Genomic DNA, 22,467 nt, shown 5'->3' with positions numbered 1-22,467 from the left:
TGCCCCCGTCTCAGCGACCGTCGTCGAAACGGGCCGTGACCGCCTCGCCGTGGGCGGGAAGGTCCTCGGCCTGCGACAGGGCGACGACGTGGTGCGCCACCTCGTGCAGCGCCTCGCGGCTGTAGTCGACGACGTGGATGCCCCGGAGGAACGTCTGCACCGACAGGCCGCTGCTGTGGCACGCGCAGCCACCCGTGGGCAGGACGTGGTTGGAGCCGGCGACGTAGTCGCCGAGGCTCACCGGCGAGAAGGCCCCCACGAAGACCGCGCCGGCGTTGCGGACGCGTCCGGCGACCGCGGCGGCGTCGCGGGTCTGGATCTCGAGGTGCTCCGCGGCGTAGGCGTTGACGACCTGCAGGCCCTGGTCGAGGTCGTCGACGAGGACGACCCCGGACTGCGGGCCGGTCAGAGCGGTGCGGACCCGGTCGGCGTGCTTCGTGGCGGGCACGCGACGCTCCACCGCGGCGGCGACGGCGTCGGCGAGCTCGGCGCTCGCGGTGACCAGCACCGAGGCGGCGTGCGGGTCGTGCTCCGCCTGGCTGATGAGGTCGGCCGCGACGTGCCCGGGGTCGGCGGTGTCGTCGGCCAGGATCGCGATCTCGGTGGTGCCGGCCTCGGAGTCGATGCCGATGAGGCCCTTGAGCAGGCGCTTGGCCGCGGTGACGTAGATGTTGCCCGGGCCCGTGACGAGGTCGACCGGCTCGGCGACCACCGCATCGTCCCCCTCGCCGTCGGTGAAGCCGTAGGCGAAGGCGGCCACGGCCTGGGCACCGCCGACGGCGTACACCTCGTCGACGCCCAGCAGCGCGCAGGCGGCGAGCACGGTCGGGTGCGGGTATCCGGCGAAGACACCGGTGTTCTCGCGCTGCGGCGGGCTCGCGACGGCGAGCGAGCCGACCTCGGCGACCATCGCCGGGACGACGTTCATGACGACGCTCGACGGGTAGACCGCCCGGCCGCCGGGCACGTAGAGCCCGACCCGGTCGACGGGGACCCAGCGCTCGGTGACCGACCCACCCGGGGCCACCTGGGTGGTCGTGGTGGAACGGCGCTGGTCCTCGTGCACGATGCGGGCCCGTCGGACCGACTCGTCGAGGGCAGCCCGGACGTCCGGGGCCAGCGTGTCGAGGGCTGCGGCGATGACGTCGGCGGGCACGCGCAGCGTCGGGGGGCGGACACCGTCGAAGCGCTCGCCGAGCTCGTACAGGGCCTCCGCACCGCGGCGGCGCACGTCCTCGCACAGGGGGCGCACCGTCTCCACGGCCGCTGCCACGTCGAACTCGGCTCGCGGCAGCAGGAGGCGCAGCTCACGGGCACCGAGGTCGCGTCCGCGCAGGTCGATCGTGGACATCATGGGCCCAAGTCTAGGCGGGGCCCCGGGATGGCCCGAACGGCCCCGGTCGGCGTCTCAGCCCGCGCGGGGCTCCCTGTCGACCGGCCGGGCCTCCACCACGTGGGAACCAACCCCGGGGACGTCCACCGGGTGGGCGTCCGACGCCTCCAGCTCGTCCGGCCTCGACGCCTCACCCGTCTGCGGCTCACCCGTCTGCGCCTCGGCCGGACCGAACGTCGCGTCGATCTCCTCCTGCATCTGCTCCCCCGGCCACCGGGCCGCGAGCAGCACGAACATGCCGAGCGTGAGCACCGCGCAGATCCCGACCGAGGCCGCCGGCGAGGTGTGCTCGGACACCCATCCTGCGGCCAGGAAGCAGAGCCCGGTGACGCCGACGGAGAGCGCACCGGCGAGGCCGAAGACGCGTCCACGCATGGCGGTCGGCACGAGCAGGGTGAACGCGGACTGCAGCGGGAGCATGTAGCTCTGCAGCGCACCGGACACGAACCACGCCGCCCACACCACCGGCAGCGGGGGCTCGAAGATCGTCACCAGCAGCGGCACCGGCATGAGCAGCGCGAGCCTCAGCACGATGCGGAACTGGCGCTCTGCGGGGAGCCTGCCGAGCAGGAGGAGGCCGGCCACGGCGCCGAGGATCGGGGCGGCCATGAGCAGGCCTCCCCAGGTGGAGGACCCCGCGTGGTCGCTGGCGTAGGGCAGCGCCACTGCCTCCGGCGCCGCCGCGGCGAGGGCGCTGGCCAGGGAGAGGAGCAGCAGCATGGTGAGGACACTGCTCGTGCGGATCTGCCGCCACCCCTCGGCCAGGTCGCCGAGGAGCCCGGAGAGGGGGCCGTCCGCCCCTTCCACGACGGCCTTGGGTGGCGTGACGACGGCCAGCACCACGGCGCCGACGAGGAACGTCGCGAGGTCGAGCAGCAGCGCGGTGGTGTCGCCCACGAGGCCCACGACGACGCCGCCGAGGGCCAGGCCGATGGCCTGGTTGACCTGCGTGGCCAGGGTGGTGAGCCCGAACGCGCGGGCGTACACGCGGCGTACCGGGAACAGGTCGGTGAGCAGCATCTGGCTGGCCGTCATGGCCGGCCCGCCCACGAACTCGAGCACGAACACGATGCCGAGCACGAGCGCGACCGACTCGGTCGTGCGTACGCACAGCACCAGCAACAGCACCAGCGCCGCCCGGATCAGGTGGGTGCCGACGAGGGTCGTCCGCGGGGCGAGGCGGTCGCACAGGGGCGCGAGCAGGGCCCTGCCGAGGATGCTGGGTACGAGCGAGACCGCGAACGTGGCCGCGGTGGCGAGCGCGGAGCCCGTCCACGTGTAGACCACGGCGGCTACGGTGATGCGGGCGATGTAGTCGCCCCAGGTCGACAGCGTGGAGGCGGCGAAGACCGGGAGGAACACCGGGGTGCGCAGCACCTCGGCGTAGGAGGGCACCGTGGCGGAGCCACCCTTCCCGCTGACCATGGCCCGACCGTACCCCGCTACCGGGACCCGTAAAAGTTGGACTCGGTGACCGCCCGGGCGTGTCTGGCGACCCGGCGGTAGGCACCGGCGAGGTCGGCGCCGGAGCCGGGTTCACCCCCCAGGATGCGGCTGACGCCGTCGGCCACGCGCAGGTCGGAGGGCACGCTGTCGGCGGGCTTGCCCCGGAAGAGGACGGCCGCGTTCCGCAGCCGGGACGCCAGGGTCCATGACGCGCGCAGGGCCTCCCCCTGCTCCGGGTCGAGGTGCCCGGCGGCCACTGCGGCCCCCAGCGCGCCCAGGGTGGACGTGGTGCGCAGCCCCTCGACCTCGTGGGCGTGCTGCATCTGGATGAGCTGCACGGTCCACTCGACGTCGCTCAGCCCGCCACGGCCCAGCTTGAAGTGGCTCTTGGGGTCGGCGCCGCGCGGCAGCCGCTCCGCCTCCATGCGCGCCTTGAGCCGGCGGATCTCGCGCACCTGGTCGGGGGTGAGGCCGTCGTCGGGCCAACGCAGGGGGTCGACCAGCTCGAGGAAGCGCTCCCCCAGCTCGACGTCACCGGCGATCGGCGTCGCGCGCAGCAGGGCCTGCGACTCCCACGTGAGCGACCACCGCGCGTAGTAGGCGCGGTAGCTGGCGAGGCTCCGGACGAGCGGGCCGTTCTTGCCCTCGGGGCGCAGGTCCGCGTCCAGCCCCAACGCGGGGTCCGGTCCGGCCGCACCCAGCAGCCGGCGCAGCTCCTGCACGGTCTCGAGGGCCTGCTCCTGGGCGGCCTTGTCGTCCGCGCCGTCGACGGGGTCGTGGACGAAGAGCACGTCGGCATCCGACCCGTACCCCACCTCTCCCCCGCCGAGGCGGCCCATGCCCACCACGAGCAGGCGGGTGGCCGCGGGCCCGTGGCGCTCCTCGACGACGCGCACGGCGACCGTCAGGGCGGTCTCCAGCAGGGCGGCCGTGAGGTCGGTCAGGGCGGTGCCCACCTGCTGGAGGTCGAGCTCGCCGGTGAGGTCGGCGACGGCGATGCGGAACAGCTCCTGCCGGCGAAGGCTCCGGGCCGCCCGTACGGCGCGGTCGGGGTCCTCTTGCCTCCCCGCGGCCGCGGTCATGCGCTTGACCAGGTCGGCCCGCGGCAGGGGCGTGAGGCCGCCGGGGTCGCCCAGCATCGCGACCGACTCCGGCGCCCCGACGAGCAGGTCGGCGGCGTAGCGGCTGCGCGCGAGGGTGTGGGCGAGCCTCTCGGCGGCCGAGCCCTCGTCGCGCAGCAGCCGCAGGTACCAGTGGGTCGACCCCAGCTCCTCGCTCACCTTGCGGAACGCGAGCAGGCCGCCGTCGGGGTCCGCCTCGTCCGCGAACCAGGCGAGCATCACCGGCAGGAGCGTGCGCTGGATGGCGGCACGGCGGCTGACGCCGGCGGTGAGCGCCTCGAGGTGGCGGATCGCGCCGGCCGGGTCGCGGAAGCCGAGGGCGGCCAGCCGTTCGCGGGCGGCCTCCGGCCCCAGCCGGGCGTCGCTCGTGCTGAGGCGCGCGACGGCGGCCAGGAGCGGGCGGTAGAAGAGCCGCTCGTGGATCCGGCGCACCTCGCGCGCCTCCTGCTGCCGCTGGGCCGCGACGGCCTTGGCCGCGTCCGAGCGGTGGCCGAGGGCGCGGCCGAGCCGGCGCAGGTCGGCCTCCGCCGTCGGCATGAGGTGGGTACGCCGCAGGCGGAACAGCTGGATCCGGTGCTCGAGGGTGCGCAGCAGCCGGTAGGCGTCGTCGAGGGTCGCAGCGTCGTCGCGCCCCACGTAGCCGCCCCGGGCCAGGGCGTCGAGGGCCTCGAGGGTGGTGCCGGAGCGCAGGGACGCGTCGGCGCGGCCGTGCACGAGCTGCAGCAGCTGCACGCTGAACTCGACGTCGCGCAGGCCGCCCGGGCCGAGCTTGAGCTGGCGGTCGGCCTCCGCTGCAGGGACGTGCTGCTCCACCCTGCGGCGCATCGCCTGGACGTCCTCGACGAAGTTCTCCCGCGAGGCGGCCTGCCACACCATGGGGCGCACCGCCTCGAGGTAGGCCTCGCCCAGCGCCCGGTCGCCCGCGACGGGCCGGGCCTTGAGGAGCGCCTGGAACTCCCAGGTCTTGGCCCAGCGCTCGTAGTAGGTGCGGTGGCTCTCGACGGTGCGCACCAGTGGGCCGTTCTTGCCCTCGGGCCGCAGTGCGGCGTCCACCGGCCACAGCGTGCCCTCCCCCGTCGAGGTGGAGCAGGCCCGCATGAGGTGGGTGGCCAGCGCTGTGCCGGCCGCGAGCGCACGGGGCTCGTCGACCCCCTCGCGCGGCTCGGCGACGAAGATGACGTCGACGTCGCTGACGTAGTTGAGCTCGCGGCCACCGGTCTTGCCCATCCCGATCACGGCGAAGTCGCACAGGTCGGCGTCGTCGCCGACGTGGTCGCGGGCGATCTGCAGGGCGGCCTCGAGCGCGGCCTCCGCGAGGTCGGCGAGGGCTGCCGCCGCCTCCGGCAGCGCCGCCGGCGGGTCGTCGGTGGTGAGGTCGAGCGCCGCGATGCCGAGCAGCTGCCTGCGGTAGCCGATGCGCAGGGCGTCGTACGGCGTGCGGCCGCCGGTCTCGCGCACGGCGGCGACCAGCTCCTCGACCCGCTGCTCCGGGGTGCGTGGTCGCGCCTCGGCGACGCTGCGCCAGTGCTCCGGGTGCGCCACGAGGTGGTCGCCGAGGGCGCTCGACGCCCCCAGGACTGCGAGCAGCCGGTCGCGGGCCGCGCCCGGGTGGCGCAGTGCGGCGACGAGCCCGGTGACCTCCGTGGCCGCCCCGGACTCCTCGTCGCGCCGCCTGGGCTCGGAGGCACGCAGCGACTCCATGAGGCGCACCAGGCTGAGCAGCGCCAGGTCGGGGTCCGCCACGACACCGAGCGCGTCGGGCAGCCCGTCCCGGAAGACGTCGTCGAACGGGTCGACGAGACCGGCGAGCGCCGGGTCGGCCAGCAGCTGCCCGGCCCGCGGCGGATCGGCGAAGCCCAGCCTGGCCAGGGTTGCCGACTGGGAGACCGCGCGGCCCGAGATCACAGACCGGGCAGGTAGCGCTCGAGCTCGAAGCGGGTGATCTCGCCGCGGTAGTCGTCCCACTCGGCGCGCTTGTTGCGCAGGAAGAAGTCGAACACGTGCTCGCCGAGGGTGTCGGCGACCAGGTCGCTCTTCTCCATGACGCGGATGGCCTCGTGCAGCGAGGTGGGCAGCGGCTCGATACCCATCGCCTGGCGCTCACCGGAGGTCAGGCCCCACACGTCGTCCTCGGTCTCGGCCGGCAGCGGGTAGTCCTCCTCGATGCCCTTGAGCCCCGCCGCCAGCATCAGCGCGAAGGCGAGGTAGGGGTTGCACGCGGCGTCGAGGGTGCGCACCTCGACCCGGCTGCTCTGCCCCTTGGTGGGCTTGTACATCGGCACGCGGACCATGGCGGAGCGGTTGTTGTGGCCCCAGGTGAGGTGGGCCGGGGCCTCGCCGCCGCCCCAGAGCCGCTTGTAGGAGTTGACCCACTGGTTGGTGACGGCGGTGATCTCGGCGCCGTGGTGGAGCAGCCCCGCGATGAACTGACGGCCCACCTTGCTCAGCTGGTAGGGCGCGCCGGCCTCGTAGAAGGCGTTGCTGTCACCGTCGAACAGCGACATGTGAGTGTGCATGCCGGAGCCGGGGTGGTCGGCGAAGGGCTTGGGCATGAAGGAGGCGAAGATGCCCTGCTCGAGGGCCACCTCCTTGATGACCGTGCGGAAGGTCATGATGTTGTCGGCCGTCGACAGCGCGTCGGCGTAGCGCAGGTCGATCTCGTTCTGCCCGGGACCGCCCTCGTGGTGGCTGAACTCCACCGAGATGCCCATCGACTCGAGCATGGTGATCGCGGCCCGGCGGAAGTCGTGGCCGGTGCCGTGCGGGACGTGGTCGAAGTACCCGGCCTGGTCGACGGGCTCGGGGCTCTCCCCCGGCTTGAACCCGGCCTTGAGGAGGTAGAACTCGATCTCGGGGTGGGTGTAGAAGGTGAACCCGAGGTCGGAGGCCTTGCCCAGCGCCCGCTGCAGCACGTGGCGCGGGTCGGCGAAGCTGGGCGACCCGTCCGGCAGCGTGATGTCGCAGAACATGCGCGCGGTGCCGGGGTTCTCACCGCGCCAGGGCAGCACCTGGAACGTCGCGGGGTCCGGCTTGGCGAGCATGTCCGCCTCGTAGACGCGCGCGAAGCCCTCGATGGCGGAGCCGTCGAAGCCGATGCCCTCGGCGAACGCACCCTCGAGCTCGGCCGGGGCGACGGCCACCGACTTGAGCGTGCCGAGCACGTCGGTGAACCACAGCCGCACGAAGCGGATGTCGCGCTCCTCGATGGTGCGAAGGACGAACTCCTGCTGACGATCCATGGGGTGAATCCTGCCCTAGTCGCGGGGCGCGGGGCGCCTCGCAGCGCCGGGTCGCTCAGCCCGTGAGAACCGACTGCGCGCTGTTGTGCCCGGGTATGCCGCTCACGCCGCCGCCGCGACGGGCCCCGGCACCGGCGACGCGCACGTTCGGGTGGCGCGTCTCCACCCCCCACGTGCCGACCTCGGCCTCCTCCTCGGCCCAGGGCCACTGCAGCGACCGGTGGAAGATGTTGCCGCCGGGCAGCCCCAGATCCGCGTCGAGCTCCACGGGGGTGCGGGCCTCGAGGCAGTAGGCGCCGTCGCCGTCGCGCAGCAGCACGTCCTGGATGGGTTCGGCCAGCACGGAGTTGAGCGACTCGAGCGTGCGCGCCAGGGCGAGGTCCTTCACCGCGTCGTGCTCCTCGGCGGTGCCGCGGAACAGCCTGGCCGGCAGGTGGAGGCCGAACAGCGTGAGCGTCTGGGCGTCGGTGGCGGCGAGGTCGGGTCCGAGGATCGAGCGGTCGGACAGGCTGTGGCAGTAGATCTCGCACGGCGGCAGCTGCGGCACGCGACCCGCTCCGGCAGCGGCCCACGACTCCTGGAGCTGGCCGTAGCCCTCGTTGATGTGGAAGGTGCCGGCGAACGCCCCCGCCGGGTCGACCGAGGAGTCGCGCAGGCGGGGCAGCCGTGACAGCAGCATGTTGACCTTCAGCTGCGCCCCCTCGGGCTCGGCCTCGGTGGCGACCGGTGCGGCGCCAGTGGCGTCGAGGAGCCGGTTGAGGACGGCGGGGGCGCAGGCCGCGTGGACCGTGCGCCCGCGCGCGGAGCCGCCTTCCCAGGTGACCTCTCCGTTCGGGTCGACCGCGAGAACCCTTGTCCCCGTGAGGATCTCGGCCCCAGCCTTCGCAGCGGCGCGGGCGAGGCCGTCGGTCACCGCACCCATCCCGCCGACGGGCACGTCCCAGTCGCCGGTCCCGCCGCCGATGAGGTGGTAGAGGAAGCACACGTTCTGCCGCAGGTCCTCGCCGCGCAGGTCGGCGAAGGTGCCGATCAGCGCGTCGGTGGCCACCACCCCGCGGACCGTGTCGTCGCCGAAGGTCTGCTCGAGGACCTCCCCGAGCGGGCGGCGGACCAGCGCCTCCCACAGTGCGTCGTCGCCGACGCGGGCGGCGAGGTCGGCCTCGGTGCGCAGCGGCTCGAGGACCGTCGGGAAGACCTGCTCGGCGAGGTGCTGCACGCGACCGTAGAAGTCCTGCCAGGCGGCGTACTCGGCCCTGCCGCCGGTGAGTGCCTCGAAACCCGCCGCGGTGGCGGCCGGGTCGCCGTGGTCGACGAGCAGCCCGCGCGACGGGTCGGACGGGACGGGCGTGAACGAGGAGTAGCGGCGCCGGATGAGCCGGACGTCGAGGTCGAGGTCGGCCATCACCTGCCGGGGCAGCAGGGACACGAGGTAGGAGTAGCGCGACAGGCGCGCGTCCACCCCCGGGAACGCCTGCGCCGACACGGCGGCACCGCCGACGTGGTCGGCGGCCTCCAGCACCAGCACCCTGCGCCCGGCTCGGGCGAGGTAGGCAGCGGCGGTGAGCCCGTTGTGGCCGGCACCGATGACGACGTCGTCGTAGATCACCCGGGGCAGCCTAGGCAGTCCGGCGGCCGCAGGTCACGCAGGCTCAGGTGCCGTCGCTGCGTCGCGGCTCGTCGCCGGTCGGTGTGGGAGTCATCTCCGCCTCGCTCACGAGGTCGGACCGGACCTGCGGGTTCGGCCCCGGCGCCCCCTCCGGCGCGTCGGTGGCCCTGTCGGTGGCTAGGTCGGTGGCTGCGTCCCCGGTGACCTCGTCCTCGGTGTCGCGCGTCAGCGGCAGGTCGGGGTCGATCGCGGCGTAGCGGCGCTCGAGCTCGTCGTGGTCCGGCTCGAGGCCCAGCGCACGGATCTCCTCGGCCACTGCGGCGATGACCGCCTCAGGGTCCCTGCCCCTGGCCTTCTCCTCGCCACGCAGCTGCGCCGCCACCAGCGCGTGGCGGGTCTGCTCGTCCAGCTCTCCGCGTGCGTGGCCCACCTCGAAGCCCTCAGCCATCTCCGGAACCTCCTCGTAGCCGGTACCCCCGCTGTGGCGGGTTCGTCCTGATTCTGCTGGGCGTCGCCCCACCTCACCACTGGTGCAGCACGCGAAGGGCCCCGGGAACGTGTCCCGGGGCCCCTCGTGGTGCCGTCAGCCGATCGGCGTGACGACCAGCAGTGTTACTTGAACTGGACCTTGACCTGCAGCTCGTTGCCACCGTCGGTGGTCTTGGCCACCGTCATGGTGGTTCCGGAGCCGGCGACCTTGGTGGAGTTCCACGGGTTGGCGGCGCTCCAGTAGCGGTTCGGGTCGCGGTCGTCGAAGGTCGGCATCGCGGGCTGCGACGGGACCGTGGTGGCGACGCCGTTCTTGTGGAAGGTCACTGCGTCGGTGGCCTCCTGTCCGAACGTGGCGTCGAACGGCTGGCGACGGTTCCCGAGCTTGGTGCCGTCGTAGAACAGCACCGGGGCCGGGCGCGCGTCGACCGGGAGCACCTCGCCACCGCCGGGGTGGGCGGAGGTGTTGTTGTCCCCGTACTGGCCGTCGGCGTAGGTGACCAGCAGGCCGTTCTGGTAGGGGAAGCGCTCCACCCAGTCGGGCCGGGTGTTGGCGTAGCCGAAGTTGTACGGCCCCGTCTGGAGCGTGGCGTCGTAGCCGGTGTAGGTGCGGTTCTCGGCCAGGTAGAAGTGCGAGGCCTGCACCGAGGTCGAGCCGCCCATGCGGGTGAAGCCCTTGGCGGTCCAACCGTTGTCACCGCCCTCGACGTCGTCGGTCAGGACCGGCGCGCCGTCGGCGGAGATGGTGATGTCGTCGATGAACGCACCCTGGTAGTGCAGACCGCCGTCGGTGGCGTAGCGGAACCGGAAGTCGATCTTCTTGCCGGCGTAGGCCGCCAGGTCGAACGTCTTCTGGGTCCACGGGCTCAGCGCCGAGTTGTCCCCGGGGCCGTCCACGAGGCTGCCGACCTGCGCCCAGGTGCTGCCACCGTCGGTGGAGGCCTCCGCGTACAGGGCGTCGTAGTCCGTCTCGATGTTGTACTGCAGCCAGGCCGTGACGCTGCCCGAGGTCTTCCCCGTGAGGTCGATCGAGCGGCTCAGGGTGTTGTTCAGGCTGTCGTCAGCGCCGCCCCACCACTCGTTCGCACCCGAGTGCGGGGTGTTGTAGTCGGTCTTGACCGTCTTGTCGGGCAGGTTGACCACCAGCGCCTGGTAGGCGGTGTTGCTGGCCTTGTCGGCGGACCCGAGCTTGACGGTGGAGTCCTCGCCGTAGTTGACCGTCTTGTAGTCGAGCCAGCCGAGCTGCAGCTTCTCCCACGCCCCCATGTAGCCGGGGGTGGTGCCGATGGAGTCGGTGCCGTGGTTGAGCCACGAGCCGCCGGACATCAGCGTCCAGAAGCCGGTGCCGTTGTCGCCACCCGCGGTGTCGTACAGGTCCGGCAGGCCGAGGTCGTGGCCGAACTCGTGCGCGAACACACCGAGGCCACCGTTCTCGGGCTCGGTGGTGTAGTCACCGATCCACAGGCCGGAGCTGCCCAGCGGGACACCGCCGAGCAGGTTGCCGGACGGACCGGTCTTGCCCTGGTTGTTGGAGTAGGCGTACCAGCGGTGCGACCAGATGGCGTCCTCGCCCTGCGCACCACCGCCGGCCTCCTCGCCCTCACCGGCGTGGATCGCCTGGAAGTGGTCGATGTAGCCGTCCGGCTCGTTGAAGTTGCCGTCGCCGTCGTAGTCGTAGCGGTCGACCTTGTCGAACTGCGACAGGTAGGTCTTGATCTCGGCGTCGGTCTTGCCCTGGGCCTTCTGGTCGTTGTACCAGGCGGCTGCGGTGTCGCGGATGAAGGGCCAGTAGCCAGCGGCGTCGCTCTGCTTGTTGCTGCCGTAGGCGGCCTCGTTGTAGGGCACCTTCACCCAGTCGGAGACGTCACCCTTGGCGAGGAAGCGGCCGTTGGACTGCTTGGTGTAGAAGTCCTTGAACGACTCCCCCGACCCGAACATCATGTCCTGGTAGTGGGCCCGGTTGAAGTCCTTGGTCCAGTAGGTCGAGTTGTCGTCGGTCTTGCTTCCGTCCCAGTTGCGGTCGGGCGAGGGGATCTGGTTGTGCACCGGACCCGCCGTGCCGCCCGTCGTGGTCTTGGTCTGGTCACCGAAGTCGGCGAGGATCGTGAAGATGTCCTCCTCGCGCTCGACCGGGTAGGACACGAACTTGTCCCTGGCAGCCTTGCTCCCCTTCGGAGCCTTGGCGTTGCCCTTGACCTTGATGACGCGCTGGCCGCCCCTGGTCTCCGTCGTCGCCTCGCCCTTCACGAGCTTCTCGACGGCCTCCTTGCGCAGCGCGCGCTGGGCGTCGCCGAGCGGGTTGGGCAGGTCGTGGTCGCGGCTGGCGGCCTTCGCCTCCTTGTCGCCGGCGACAGGGGTTGCCTGCGCCGACGCGGGAGCCATGCTCAGGGCGATGGCCGCGACGGCCACACCCGAGAGAACGCTCACGTGGTGTCTCTTCACTGATCCTCCAATTGACCTGTGCGTGCCAAGGTCCGGCACACATAGGCACGACCCAAACACGGGTTCGAGTCATGCGGAATGTCTGAAATGGTCAGGACTCGGTAAAGAGATTCACCCGTTCGGTCGATTGATGTTCTGTGAACACGAGGTGGAGCCCGTGCGTCCGAGCGGTGTCCCCGGCGGCCCGGGCAGGACCCGACGGGCCGTCCCCGGTCCCCCGCCCTCCTAGGATGCCTGCATGAGCGAGCACCCCTCGACGACGAGCACCCCGGCCGAGGTCACGGCCCCCTACGGCACGGGCGTGCAGGCCGCGCCGCAGCGCCGGGTACGGGTACCGCACCTGCAGGCCATGAAGGAGCGCGGCGAGAAGTGGGCGATGCTCACGGCCTACGACATGTACTCCGCGGAGATCTTCGACGAGGCCGGCATCCCCGTCCTGCTCGTGGGTGACTCGGCCGGCAACAACGTCTACGGCTTCGAGACGACGGTGCCGGTGACGGTCGACCACCTCGTGCCGCTGGTGCGCGCGGTCACCTCGGCCGCACGCCACGCGATGGTCGTCGCCGACCTGCCGTTCGGGTCCTACCAGGCCAGCCCGCAGCAGGCGCTGGCCACCGCCACCCGCTTCATGAAGGAGGGCATGGCCCACGCGGTCAAGCTGGAGGGCGGGGCCTCGATGGTCCCGGAGGTCGAGCTGCTCGTCCGGGCCGGCATCCCCGTGATGGGCCACATCGGCTTCACCCCCCAGAGCGAGCACGTCCTGGGCGGCTACAAGGTGCAGGGCCGCGGCGAGTCCGCGGACCGCCTCGTCGAGGACGCGCTGGCCCTGCAGGAGGCCGGCTGCTTCGCCGTCGTCATGGAGATGGTCCCGGCCCCCCTCGCGGCGAGGGTGACCGAGGTGCTGTCCATCCCGACGATCGGCATCGGCGCGGGGCCGGAGTGCGACGCGCAGGTCCTCGTCTGGCAGGACATGGCCGGGCTGCGCGGCGGCAAGGCTCCACGCTTCGTCAAGAAGTACGCCGACCTGCGAGGCGAGCTGGGGCGGGCCGCCGCCGCCTACGCCGCCGACGTCGCCTCGGGCGCCTTCCCGGCCCCCGAGCACTCCTTCCCCGAGTAGCGGTCGCGGGCCCGCCACCCCGGCGGGCGGCATCCCCTCGTTGCCGCAGTAGGCGTTCCGGGCGCAGGGCGGTCAGGGGCGGTCCGCGCGAACTCCACCACGCGGAGGACCCCACCGGGGCTGTCGGCGGGCTAACGTCCACCGGTGGACCCCGACCGGGGCCGCACCCTCGTGACCGGAGGAACCCACGTGACCCCCACTCGACGTACCGCCAGCGCCATCGCCGTCGGCGCCACCGCGCTGGCCCTGTGCCTGGCCGCCGCACCCGCCCAGGCGACCAAGGCCGGCAGCGGCACCACCACCGGCAGCGGCTCGGTGTTCATGGTCAACCCGGTGCAGTCCTCGGGCGACCAGTCGCTCACCGACCAGAAGGACTCCGACGCCGCGGTCCCCGCCTCCGCCTACGCCACGGTCCCCCTGCGCAACCTCGACGGCTCCGGCTACCTGCGGGGCTCGTGGGTCACGGTGCAGTCGGCCACGGGCACGCCGGCCTTCAACACCACCAACACGTTCGACTACACCCGCCACCAGGACCAGTTCGAGCAGGTGATGGCCTACTTCTGGGTCAACCAGGCGCAGGAGTACCTGCAGTCGCTGGGCTTCGGGTCGACCCTGCCCGGCGTCGTCAAGGAGCAGTTCACCGTCAAGGTCGACCAGTACGGCGGCGACAACTCCTACCAGACCGACAAGCCCTACCGGATCCGCCTCGGCAAGGGTGGGGTCGACGACGCCGAGGACGCAGAGGTCATCGTCCACGAGTACGGCCACGCGGTGCACGCCTCGCAGGTGCCCGGCTACGGGACCAGCGAGGAGGCCGGCTCGATCGGCGAGTCCTTCGGCGACTACCTCGCGGTGTCCGTGGGACTGGCCGCCGACAAGCAGTACGGCTGGCCGACGAAGGCGGAGGAGGCGTGCCCGATGGACTGGGACTCCACGTCGTACACCGCTGCGCCGCACTGCATCCGGCGCTTCGACCTCGGGCTCACGGTGGCCGACAAGAAGGGCGAGGTGCACTACGACGGGCAGATCTGGAGCCAGGCCCTCTGGGAGATCCGCAAGGGCTACGTCACCCTCGGCAAGACGACCGCGGCCTGGGACCGCACGCTCGTGAACAGCCAGTTCCACTACGCGCCCGACACGAGCTTCTCGGCGGCTGCGAAGGCCACCTACACCGAGGCCCTGGCCCACGACGGGGCGGCCGCGGCCGCACTGGTCAAGGACCGCTTCGCCGCGCGGGGCATCGTCTTCTGACCTGACCGCTCCGTACGAGAACCGTTGCTGCTGCGGCGCGCTCGCCCCTACGGGGTGGGTGCGCCGCAGCGGCGCAGGGCCAGCAGCGCGTAGGTCCGCGCGCAGCCCATGAGCTCCCGCACCGTCACCGACTCGTCGACCGCGTGCGCGGCAGCCAGCTCGCCCGGCCCGTACTGCAGGGTGGGGATGCCGTGCGCGGCATAGTGCCGCAGGTCCGAGCCGTAGGGCGCGCCCTCGACGCGCGGTCGACCGGCACCGGCTGCAGCCGCCGCGTCCAGGGTCTGGTCCAGCAGCGGGTGCCCGTCGGGCAACGCGCCCGGGGCGAACGCGCCGCCGGGCCAGGTCACCGACACCGGGTGGTCGCGCAGCCACGGGTCGCGGTCGGCCGGGCCCGCCAGCGCTGCCTCGAACACCGCCCGTGCGTCCTCCAGCGGCTCACCGGGCAGCACACCGTACCGACCGTGCGCCACGAGCTGGTCCGGCACGGTGCTCGCCCACTCACCGGCCCGCACGATGCCCACCGAGATCGGGGCGACGAGGTCGAGGTGGGCGAACGCGTCCGGGGCCCCGTCGTTGCGGGCCGCCTCCAGCTCGCGCAGCACGGCGAGCACCGCAGCGAGGTGGTCCAGCGCGCTCTCGCCGAGGGTCCGCGTGGACCCGTGCGCCGACCGCCCCCGCACCTCGAGCCGGAAGGTCAGGGAGCCGGCGTTGGCCGGGACGACGGCCCCACCGGTGGGCTCGGCGATGACACACGCCTCGCCGCCGTGGCCCGCAGCGAGGGTGGCGTGGGCCCCGACCCCGCCGTCCTCCTCGCCGCTGACGAGGTGGACCGCGAGACCCCGCGGAAGGGGCGCCCCTGAGCCGGTGAGGGCGCGGGCAGCTGCGAGGACCGCAGCGACGCCGCCGAGCATGTCGCAGGTGCCGCGGCCGGCCACCACGCGCGCGTCGCCCTTCCCCTCGACGTGCAGCGTGAACGGGTCGGTGCGCCACCGACCACGGTCCCCCGCGGGCACCACGTCGGTGTGGCCGCAGAGGACGAGCGCGGGGAGCTCGTCCTCGGCGCCGCCCCACCGCGCGACGACCGCGACGAGGCAGTCGCGGTCCACCTCCTCGCCCGGGTGACCGGGGTCGGCGCGCGTCGCCGCCAGGTCGACGTCCCACTCCCGGACGGTGAACCCGAGGTCGCGCAGCCGCTGGGCGCACCACCGCTGCACCTCCACCTCGCCGGTCGTGCCGCCCACGGGGGCGCAGGCGACGAGCTCGCGCAGGTCGGCCAGCAGGGCCTCGGGGTCGAGGCGCGAGAGCACCTCGGCCTCGACGTCGGTCAGCGGCCCGGCCTCGGCATCCATGGGACGACCCTGCCATGCCCCCCACCGGCAAGGCACCGCCGCGACGCGCGGCATACGGTGTGACGCATGACGTTGCGCATCGGGTACAAGGCCTCAGCCGAGCAGTTCTCCCCCCGCGAGCTGCTCGACTTCGCGGTCCAGGCGGAGCAGCTGGGACTGGACAGCGTCATGGTCTCCGACCACTTCCAGCCGTGGCGCCACCACGGGGGGCACGCGCCGTTCTCGCTGGCCTGGCTCGCCGCACTCGGCGAGCGCACCGAGCGCGTGCAGCTCGGCACCTCGGTCATGACCCCGACCTTCCGCTATAACCCGGCCGTCGTGGCGCAGGCGTTCGGCACCCTCGCCTGCCTGCAGCCGGGCCGCCTCATGCTGGGCATCGGCACCGGGGAGGCCCTCAACGAGGTCGTCGTCGGGTCCGTCGAGCAGTGGCCGGAGTTCAAGGAGCGCTTCGCCCGGCTCCGCGAGGCCGTGACCCTGATGCGCAGGCTCTGGACCGAGGACCGCGTGACCTTCGAGGGCGACTACTACCGCACCACCGACGCGACCGTCTACGACAAGCCCGACCAGCCGGTGCCCGTGTACGTCGCGGCCGGGGGGCCGCTCGTGGCGAGGTACGCGGGGCGTGCCGGGGACGGCTTCATCTGCACCTCCGGCAAGGGCGAGGAGCTCTACCGCGACAAGCTGCTGCCGGCCGTGGACGAGGGGCTGGAGAAGTCGGGCCGCACCCGCGACGACCTCGACCGGATGATCGAGGTGAAGCTGTCGTGGGACCCCGACCGCGAGCAGGCGGTGGCCAACTGCCGGTTCTGGGCCGCGCTGTCGCTCACCGCGGAGCAGAAGCACGGGACCAGCGACCCGCTGGAGATGGAGCGGCTCGGCGACGAGCTGCCGGACGAGCAGGTGGCGTCGCGGTGGATCGTCACCGACGACCCCGAGGAGGTCGTGGCCGCCGTGCGGCCGTACGTCGACCTCGGCTTCAACCACCTGGTCTTCCACGGCCCGGGCGCCGACCAGTCACGGTTCCTCACGACGTTCGCCGACCGCGTGCTGCCCGGGCTGCGGGAGCTCGGCGGGTAGCTCGACCTGCGGGCCGCGGTGGGCGGCGGTTCCGCTGCGCCCCACCGGAACCTAGGCTGGGTCCACCGCCGAGGGAGGGACAGGTGAGCGAATGACCGAGATGGAGCCGCGCACGCGCTGGTCGGAGGTGTCGGGCGGACCCGGCGCCGCGACGGCCTACCAGCAGCGGTTCGACGACCTCGCCGCCAAGGGGATGGACATCCACGGTGAGGCGGCTTTCGTCGCGTCGCTGATGAGCCCCCCGGTCCGCGTCCTCGACGCGGGCTGCGGCACCGGCCGGGTGGCCACCCAGCTCACGGTCCTGGGCTACCACTGCACCGGGGTCGACGCCGACGCGGCGATGGTCGAGGTCGCGGAGAAGCGCGACCCGTCGACGACGTGGGTGCGCCAGGACCTCAGCAGGCTGCAGCTGCGGGCGCAGGCGTTCGAGATCGCCGTCCTCGCAGGCAACGTCATCCCGCTGCTGGCCCCCGGCACGCTGCTGTCGGCGGTGGAACGGATCGCCGCCCACCTCCAGCCCGGCGGGCTGCTCGTGGCCGGGTTCGGGCTCGACGCCGCGCACCTGCCGCAGGGCTGCCCCGTCACCCCGCTCGCGGACTACGACCGCGCCTGTGAGGTGACCGGGCTGTCGTTCGTGCGGCGCTACGGCACCTGGGACCGCAAGCCCTGGCACGACGGCGGCGGGTACGCCGTCTCCGTGCACCGGCTGGACGACTGACCCCGACCGGTCAGTCCTCGGAGCGACCGTCCTCCCAGGCGCGGTCCTCGGCGTCCCACTTCTCCGAGCGCTCCCGCGCGCTGTCGAGGGCACGGGACGCCGCGTCCTGGGTGTCGTAGGGGCCCATGAGGTGGTCCCCCTGGCTCTTGTTGTCGTCGGTCTCGACCTGACGGGTATCGACGTTGAACCAGTAAGCCATGGGGGGTGCCTCCAACTCGACGGATCTGTGGACCTCTCTAGACTCCACCGTATGCCGTTGACGTACGCAAGCGTGGCCCCGGGAGAGGTGTCACCGCGCCGCCCGGTGCCCACCACCATCGAGCGACCCGAGTACGTCGACCGGCCGGCGCCCGCGCGCGAGGAGGGCGGCGACGTCAAGGACGCCGAGACCATCGAGAAGATGCGGGTCGCCGGGCGCATCGCCGCCCAGGCCATGGCCGCCGCCGCTGCCGTCATCGCGCCGGGAGTCACCACCGACGAGGTCGACCGCGTCGGCCACGAGTTCCTCCTCGACCACGGGGCGTACCCCTCGACGCTCGGCTACAAGGGTTTCCCGAAGTCGCTGTGCACCTCGGTCAACGAGGTCATCTGCCACGGCATCCCGGACAGCCGCCCGCTCGAGGACGGCGACATCGTCAACATCGACATCACCGCCTACATCGGTGGGGTGCACGGCGACACCGACGCCACCTACCTCGTGGGCGACGTGGACGAGGAGTCGCGCCTGCTGGTCGAGCGCACCCACGAGGCGATGATGCGCGGCATCAAGGCGGCTGTGCCCGGCCGCGAGGTCAACATCATCGGCCGTGTCATCCAGAGCTACGCCAAGCGGTTCGGCTACGGCGTGGTCCGCGACTTCACGGGCCACGGGATCGGTCGCTCGTTCCACAGCGGCCTGGTCATCCCCCACTACGACGCGGCACCGTCCTACGACACCGTCATCGAGCCGGGCATGACCTTCACCATCGAGCCCATGCTCAACCTCGGCACGCCCGACTGGGAGATGTGGGACGACGGCTGGACGGTGGTCACCAAGGACCGCCGGCGGTCGGCACAGTTCGAGCACACCATCCTGGTCACCGACCACGGCAACGAGATCCTCACCCTGCCCTGACCGGTACCACTCCGGCGCACGGCGACCGCAAGGAGGCGGCACACCATGTCCAAGCACGCGAAGCAGGGACTCCCCCTCGGGATCGACGTCGGCGGCAGCGGCATCAAGGGCGCGCCGGTCGACCTGTCCCAGGGCGCGTTCGCGTCCAAGCGCCTGCGCATCGACACCCCGGCCGTGTCGACGCCCGAGGCGGTGGCCGACGTCATCAACCAGGTGGTCGAGCACTTCGAGGACGTCCGCGGCGACTCCCCCATCGGCGTCACGATCCCCGGTGTCGTCACCCACGGGGTGGTCCGCTCGGCGGCCAACATCGACAAGTCCTGGCTCGACTTCGACGCCGAGCCGATGCTGGAGGCCAAGCTCGGGCACGACATCGTCCTGGTCAACGACGCGGACGCTGCCGGCGTGGCCGAGATCCACTACGGCGCCGCCAAGGGCCAGAAGGGCCTGGTCGTCATGACCACCCTCGGCACGGGGATCGGGTCGGCGCTCATCTACGACGGCAAGCTCATCCCCAACTCCGAGCTGGGCCACCTCGAGATCGACGGCTTCGACGCGGAGACCCGTGCGGCGTCCTCGGTCAAGGACAAGGAGGGGCTCAGCTACCCCGAGTGGGCCGAGCGGCTCCAGCGCTACTACAGCCACGTCGAGGCGCTGCTCTGGCCGGAGCTCTTCGTCGTCGGCGGCGGGGTCTCCAAGGACGCCGACCAGTTCCTGCCGCTCCTGCGCCTCAAGACCCCGATCGTGCCCGCAACCCTGCAGAACAAGGCGGGCATCATCGGTGCCGCCCACCTCGCGCAGGAGGAGCACGAGCGGCGCCACCACTGACCCGCTGGGCGCACCGACCCGGTACGCCGCGGTCAGGCCATGCCGACGAGGTCCTGCAGGAGGTCGGCCTGGCGCCGGCGGAACAGGCTCGCCCCGAGGCGCACACCCCCGACGAACGCGACCACCCCGACCACGGGTCCGACGACGAGCGCGGCCCAGGCGGCCCAGTGCCAGCCGAAGAACGCCAGGCCCGCCAGGACCAGGACCGGCAGCGACAGCACCACGACGGCGCCACCGCACACGGTCTGCACGGCGAAGGTCACGCCCACCGACCCCGGCCGGCTGCTGAAGGGGCTCTCGCCCGGGACGGGCACGGCGTACTGCTTGACCGCACTGGTCACCGACGCCACGGCGAAGCCGCTGAGGGCCAGCCCCACCCCGGCCCCCAGCGTCGCGGGCACCTGCGACCATGACCCGCCCACCAGGGGCCCGAGGACCGCGTAGCCGGGCACGCACACCAGCGCCAGCACAGCCGACGGGAAGAGCCGGCCCACGCGGTCGGCGACCCCGTCGACCCCTGAGCTGACGTGCAGCCAGAAGGCCGTCGAGTCGTACCCCACGTCGTTGTGCTGGCCCCAGCCGATGAGGTAGGCGGACACCAGCGGCATCGCCGCCAGGGCGAAGCGCGAGCCGCCGAGTCCCGGGATGAGCAGGCCCGCGGGGAGCAGGGTGGTCATGATGGCCGGGAAGTTGAAGCGCGGGTCGCGCAGCCAGTAGGTGCCCGCCCTCGCCGCGATCGCCCCCGTCGGCGTGGCCGGCAGCCGCGCGAAGAGGCCGAGGCCGTGGCGCGCGCCACCGGAGCCGCCGGCGGCCGTCGAGTGCGGGTTGCGCAGCACCGCGACCAGCAGGCGCTCCCAGACCGCGAACAGGACCAGGCAGAGCGCCCCCGCGAGCAGCAGGCGGATCCCGGCCGCGCCCCAGTCACCGGCGACGACGTCGCCCGAGGCGGCCCAGGCCCACCCCAGGGGTGTCCAGGCGAGCACGCTACCCAGCGACTTGATCCCGGCGACCGTGATGCCGCCGTCGTTGACCACCCCGGCGAGCGGGCCGAGACTGAGCAGCACCAGCAGGCCGCCGATGCCCGCGACGTCACGCCCGCGCCGGGTGGCCAGCACTGCTGCTGCAGCACCGGCCACGATGCGGCTCACGAGGATGCAGGTGGCCAGCCCGAAGGCACCGCCGAGGAGCGCCGCGACCGCGGCCACGGGGGTGCGGGTGCCTGTGAACACGGTGGCCAGCACCACGACGACGGTCATCGCGCCGGGCAGGCCCACGAGGGCACCCAGGGCCAGGCCGAGGGCCAGCGTCCGCTCGCGGACGGCGAAGGTGGCGAACCGGGCCGGGTCGAGGGTGGGGTCGATGCCGAAGAGGACGACCGGCAGGAGCGCCCAGCCCGCCACCATCGCGGACCCGCCGACGACGACCAGGGCGCGGGCGAGCTCGGCGTCGGGGACGAACCGCAGGGCCACGAGGCCGCTGACCACCGCGACGACGATGCCGCCGCCGTAGAGCACACCCAGCACCATGCCGATGAGGGCTGCCGGACTGCGGCGCAGGCCGTTGCGCAGCAGGTGGAGCTTCAGTCGGAGGAGGTGCGCAACCACGCCAGACCCTCCACGTCGGTCGTGCCCCCGACGAGGTCGAGGAACCTGTCGTCCAGGGTCATGCCGCCCCGGACCTCGTCGACCGTGCCGACGACCCGGACCTGGCCCCCGGCGATGATCGCGACGTGGCTGCAGATCCGCTCGACGAGGTCCATGACGTGGCTGGACAGGACGACGGTGCCGCCGTTGGCCGCGAAGTCCTCGAGGATGCCGCGGATGGTGCGCGCCGACACCGGGTCCACCGCCTCGAACGGCTCGTCGAGCACCAGCAGCCGCGGGGCGTGCACGAGGGCGCAGGCGAGGGTGATCTTCTTGGTCATGCCCGCGGAGTAGTCGATGACGAGCTTGTCCTGCGCGTCGGTGAGGCCGAGCGCGGCGAGCAGCTCGCCGACCCGCTGGGCGACCAGGTCGCGCTCCATGCCGCGCAGGAGGCCGGCGTAGGTGACCAGCTGGAGCCCGGTGAGGCGGTCGAACAGCCGCAGGCCGTCCGGCAGCACCCCGATGCGGGCCTTGGCGGCGACGGGGTCGGCCCAGACGTCGGTGCCGAGGACGTGGGCGCTGCCTGCGTCGGGCCGCAGCAGCCCGGTGGCCATGGAGAGCGTGGTGGTCTTGCCGGCGCCGTTGGGGCCGACCAGCCCGAAGAAGGAGCCGCGGGGCACGTCGAGGTCGAGACGGTCGACGGCGGTCATCGCCCCGAAGCGCTTGGTCAGGCCCCGGAGGCGGAGGGCGATCTGGTCGTCCGGCATGCCCCCGACGCTAGCGAAGGCAGGGCGTGCACACGTCGAGGCGCGGCACGACTGTCCGAACGGTGTAGGAGCGGGTGGGCGCCGGACCGCGCCGTGGGTCCCGGCTCAGGCGGTGAACTCCTCGGTGCGGCCGCCGCCGAGGTCGTGGACCTGCGTCCGCCGGGAGCCCAGGTTGCCCGCCTGGGTGAGGTAGAGCTTGCGACCGACGTCGCTGAGGATCGCGTCGTGGATCGGGACGGCGTGCGGGGCGTCGAGCCTGCGCAGGAAGGCCGTCATGTCACGGCTGCGCGACCACGGGGCGCTGAGCGGGAACGCGAGCACGTCGACGTCGCCGGGCTCGGCGTCGAGCGCGTCGCCGGGGTGGAAGAACGTGGGCTCGCCGTCGGCGGACAGGCGCATCCCCGTGTTGTGGATCCTGGGGATCTCGTCGTGGATCAGTGCGTGCATCTCCCCCACCCCGGTCACCGTCACTCCCCCGACCGAGAAGGTGTCCCCGCCCGCGACGGCCTGCGCCTCGATCCCCTTGCCGCGCAACAGCTGCGCGGACTCCGGGTCGACCAGCAGCTGCGCGCCGGGGTTGGCCGAGAGCAGCTCGGGCAACCGGTCCACGTCGAAGTGGTCCGCGTGCTGGTGGGTCACGAGGACGGCGTCGAGGTCACGCTGGTCAGCCGCTGACGGCGAGAACGTTCCCGGGTCGAGCAGGATGCGTGCGTCGCCGATCTCGACGAGCAGGCACGCGTGGCCGAGGTGGGTGATCCGCATGGGCCCCACGGTATGACGCGCGGGGCGGTCCCGCACCGTACGGCGTCGCCCACGACGGTGCCGCGGGACCGGGGTCGACCCCGGTCAGGACCCGGACTGCGTCACCAGAGACCGCCGTGGCGACCGGCCGCCCAGGCGGCCACGATCATCGAGGCAGCCACGAGG

Annotated in this window: 18 protein-coding genes; 6 read left to right on the top strand and 12 right to left on the bottom strand. The window is 72.7% G+C overall.

All coding sequences use genetic code 11. The annotated features are described in order from the left end of the window. Positions 1-10: 10 nt before the first annotated feature. The 7 genes from hisD to ABEA42_RS10635 all read right to left on the bottom strand — a co-directional run bounded on the left by hisD (position 11) and on the right by ABEA42_RS10635 (position 11,721). Complete coding sequence (gene hisD / locus ABEA42_RS10665; protein ID WP_345503188.1) at positions 11-1,354, bottom strand: histidinol dehydrogenase; 1,344 nt, start codon at positions 1,352-1,354, stop codon at positions 11-13. 54 nt (positions 1,355-1,408) lie between these two features. Continuing rightward, on the bottom strand, positions 1,409-2,818 hold the full coding sequence (locus tag ABEA42_RS10660) for an MFS transporter (protein ID WP_345503187.1): 1,410 nt from the start codon (positions 2,816-2,818) through the stop codon (positions 1,409-1,411). Positions 2,819-2,835: 17 nt separating this feature from the next. Further along, complete coding sequence (locus ABEA42_RS10655) at positions 2,836-5,865, bottom strand: bifunctional [glutamine synthetase] adenylyltransferase/[glutamine synthetase]-adenylyl-L-tyrosine phosphorylase (protein WP_345503185.1); 3,030 nt, start codon at positions 5,863-5,865, stop codon at positions 2,836-2,838. Next, the gene (gene glnA / locus ABEA42_RS10650) at positions 5,862-7,199 is read right to left on the bottom strand and encodes a type I glutamate--ammonia ligase (RefSeq protein ID WP_345503183.1); all 1,338 of its coding nucleotides are present in this window, start codon (positions 7,197-7,199) and stop codon (positions 5,862-5,864) included. Before glnA ends, ABEA42_RS10655 begins: the two co-directional genes overlap by 4 nt. A gap of 55 nt (positions 7,200-7,254) precedes the next feature. Beyond that, positions 7,255-8,805: a phytoene desaturase family protein gene (locus ABEA42_RS10645; RefSeq protein WP_345503181.1), complete on the bottom strand. Its 1,551-nt coding sequence runs from the start codon at positions 8,803-8,805 to the stop codon at positions 7,255-7,257. A 43-nt stretch (positions 8,806-8,848) separates the two neighbouring features. After that, on the bottom strand, positions 8,849-9,253 hold the full coding sequence (locus ABEA42_RS10640) for a hypothetical protein (RefSeq protein ID WP_345503179.1): 405 nt from the start codon (positions 9,251-9,253) through the stop codon (positions 8,849-8,851). Between the two features lie 164 nt (positions 9,254-9,417). Next, positions 9,418-11,721 carry an immune inhibitor A domain-containing protein gene (locus ABEA42_RS10635; RefSeq protein WP_345503177.1) on the bottom strand — a complete coding sequence of 768 codons (2,304 nt, stop codon included), beginning with the start codon at positions 11,719-11,721 and terminating at the stop codon, positions 9,418-9,420. Positions 11,722-11,974: 253 nt separating this feature from the next. Between ABEA42_RS10635 and panB the strand changes: the two genes are divergently transcribed. Together panB and ABEA42_RS10625 are read left to right on the top strand one after the other, a co-directional pair. Next, positions 11,975-12,853, top strand: a complete 879-nt coding sequence (panB, locus tag ABEA42_RS10630; RefSeq protein ID WP_345503175.1) for a 3-methyl-2-oxobutanoate hydroxymethyltransferase — start codon at positions 11,975-11,977, stop codon at positions 12,851-12,853. A gap of 189 nt (positions 12,854-13,042) precedes the next feature. Next, positions 13,043-14,104 carry a M36 family metallopeptidase gene (locus ABEA42_RS10625; protein WP_345503173.1) on the top strand — a complete coding sequence of 354 codons (1,062 nt, stop codon included), beginning with the start codon at positions 13,043-13,045 and terminating at the stop codon, positions 14,102-14,104. Positions 14,105-14,151: 47 nt separating this feature from the next. Here the strand turns inward: ABEA42_RS10625 and ABEA42_RS10620 are convergent, their stop codons facing one another. Then, positions 14,152-15,453, bottom strand: coding sequence for an ArgE/DapE family deacylase (locus ABEA42_RS10620; protein WP_345503171.1), 1,302 nt, complete (start codon positions 15,451-15,453; stop codon positions 14,152-14,154). Positions 15,454-15,519: 66 nt separating this feature from the next. Between ABEA42_RS10620 and fgd the strand changes: the two genes are divergently transcribed. Both fgd and ABEA42_RS10610 read left to right on the top strand, forming a co-directional pair. Beyond that, positions 15,520-16,530, top strand: a complete 1,011-nt coding sequence (fgd, locus tag ABEA42_RS10615; RefSeq protein ID WP_345503169.1) for a glucose-6-phosphate dehydrogenase (coenzyme-F420) — start codon at positions 15,520-15,522, stop codon at positions 16,528-16,530. Between the two features lie 91 nt (positions 16,531-16,621). Continuing rightward, positions 16,622-17,248, top strand: a complete 627-nt coding sequence (locus ABEA42_RS10610; protein ID WP_345503166.1) for a class I SAM-dependent methyltransferase — start codon at positions 16,622-16,624, stop codon at positions 17,246-17,248. A gap of 10 nt (positions 17,249-17,258) precedes the next feature. Here ABEA42_RS10610 and ABEA42_RS10605 read toward each other — a convergent pair whose 3' ends face one another. Continuing rightward, on the bottom strand, positions 17,259-17,447 hold the full coding sequence (locus tag ABEA42_RS10605; protein ID WP_345503164.1) for a methionine aminopeptidase: 189 nt from the start codon (positions 17,445-17,447) through the stop codon (positions 17,259-17,261). Between the two features lie 51 nt (positions 17,448-17,498). On the opposite strand from ABEA42_RS10605, the gene map reads away from it, so the two are divergent. Together map and ppgK are read left to right on the top strand one after the other, a co-directional pair. Beyond that, complete coding sequence (map, locus tag ABEA42_RS10600) at positions 17,499-18,362, top strand: type I methionyl aminopeptidase (RefSeq protein WP_345503162.1); 864 nt, start codon at positions 17,499-17,501, stop codon at positions 18,360-18,362. 45 nt (positions 18,363-18,407) lie between these two features. Then, positions 18,408-19,190 carry a polyphosphate--glucose phosphotransferase gene (gene ppgK, locus ABEA42_RS10595; RefSeq protein WP_345503160.1) on the top strand — a complete coding sequence of 261 codons (783 nt, stop codon included), beginning with the start codon at positions 18,408-18,410 and terminating at the stop codon, positions 19,188-19,190. A gap of 32 nt (positions 19,191-19,222) precedes the next feature. Here the strand turns inward: ppgK and ABEA42_RS10590 are convergent, their stop codons facing one another. The 3 genes from ABEA42_RS10590 to ABEA42_RS10580 all read right to left on the bottom strand — a co-directional run bounded on the left by ABEA42_RS10590 (position 19,223) and on the right by ABEA42_RS10580 (position 22,302). After that, on the bottom strand, positions 19,223-20,794 hold the full coding sequence (locus ABEA42_RS10590; protein WP_345503158.1) for a hypothetical protein: 1,572 nt from the start codon (positions 20,792-20,794) through the stop codon (positions 19,223-19,225). Continuing rightward, complete coding sequence (locus ABEA42_RS10585) at positions 20,770-21,540, bottom strand: ABC transporter ATP-binding protein (RefSeq protein ID WP_345503156.1); 771 nt, start codon at positions 21,538-21,540, stop codon at positions 20,770-20,772. The genes ABEA42_RS10590 and ABEA42_RS10585 overlap by 25 nt, the downstream gene beginning before the upstream one ends. Before the next feature lie 105 nt (positions 21,541-21,645). Beyond that, positions 21,646-22,302 carry an MBL fold metallo-hydrolase gene (locus tag ABEA42_RS10580; RefSeq protein ID WP_345503154.1) on the bottom strand — a complete coding sequence of 219 codons (657 nt, stop codon included), beginning with the start codon at positions 22,300-22,302 and terminating at the stop codon, positions 21,646-21,648. Positions 22,303-22,467: the final 165 nt, after the last annotated feature.

Source organism: Pedococcus ginsenosidimutans (assembly GCF_039544395.1).
GTDB lineage: Bacteria > Actinomycetota > Actinomycetes > Actinomycetales > Dermatophilaceae > Pedococcus > Pedococcus ginsenosidimutans.
Note: the sequence above shows the minus strand (reverse complement) of the source record. Positions and strands in the feature narration are given on the sequence as shown.

Bases quoted from the DNA above. Each gene is read 5' to 3' on its own strand.
- ABEA42_RS10610 (WP_345503166.1), top strand. From the start codon at position 16,622: ATGACCGAGATGGAGCCGCGCACGCGCTGGTCGGAGGTGTCGGGCGGA.
- hisD (WP_345503188.1), bottom strand. From the start codon at position 1,354: ATGATGTCCACGATCGACCTGCGCGGACGCGACCTCGGTGCCCGTGAG.
- ABEA42_RS10580 (WP_345503154.1), bottom strand. From the start codon at position 22,302: ATGCGGATCACCCACCTCGGCCACGCGTGCCTGCTCGTCGAGATCGGC.
- ABEA42_RS10660 (WP_345503187.1), bottom strand. From the start codon at position 2,818: ATGGTCAGCGGGAAGGGTGGCTCCGCCACGGTGCCCTCCTACGCCGAG.
- ABEA42_RS10620 (WP_345503171.1), bottom strand. From the start codon at position 15,453: ATGGATGCCGAGGCCGGGCCGCTGACCGACGTCGAGGCCGAGGTGCTC.
- map (WP_345503162.1), top strand. From the start codon at position 17,499: ATGCCGTTGACGTACGCAAGCGTGGCCCCGGGAGAGGTGTCACCGCGC.
- panB (WP_345503175.1), top strand. From the start codon at position 11,975: ATGAGCGAGCACCCCTCGACGACGAGCACCCCGGCCGAGGTCACGGCC.
- ppgK (WP_345503160.1), top strand. From the start codon at position 18,408: ATGTCCAAGCACGCGAAGCAGGGACTCCCCCTCGGGATCGACGTCGGC.
- ABEA42_RS10605 (WP_345503164.1), bottom strand. From the start codon at position 17,447: ATGGCTTACTGGTTCAACGTCGATACCCGTCAGGTCGAGACCGACGAC.
- ABEA42_RS10585 (WP_345503156.1), bottom strand. From the start codon at position 21,540: ATGCCGGACGACCAGATCGCCCTCCGCCTCCGGGGCCTGACCAAGCGC.
- ABEA42_RS10640 (WP_345503179.1), bottom strand. From the start codon at position 9,253: ATGGCTGAGGGCTTCGAGGTGGGCCACGCACGCGGAGAGCTGGACGAG.
- fgd (WP_345503169.1), top strand. From the start codon at position 15,520: ATGACGTTGCGCATCGGGTACAAGGCCTCAGCCGAGCAGTTCTCCCCC.
- glnA (WP_345503183.1), bottom strand. From the start codon at position 7,199: ATGGATCGTCAGCAGGAGTTCGTCCTTCGCACCATCGAGGAGCGCGAC.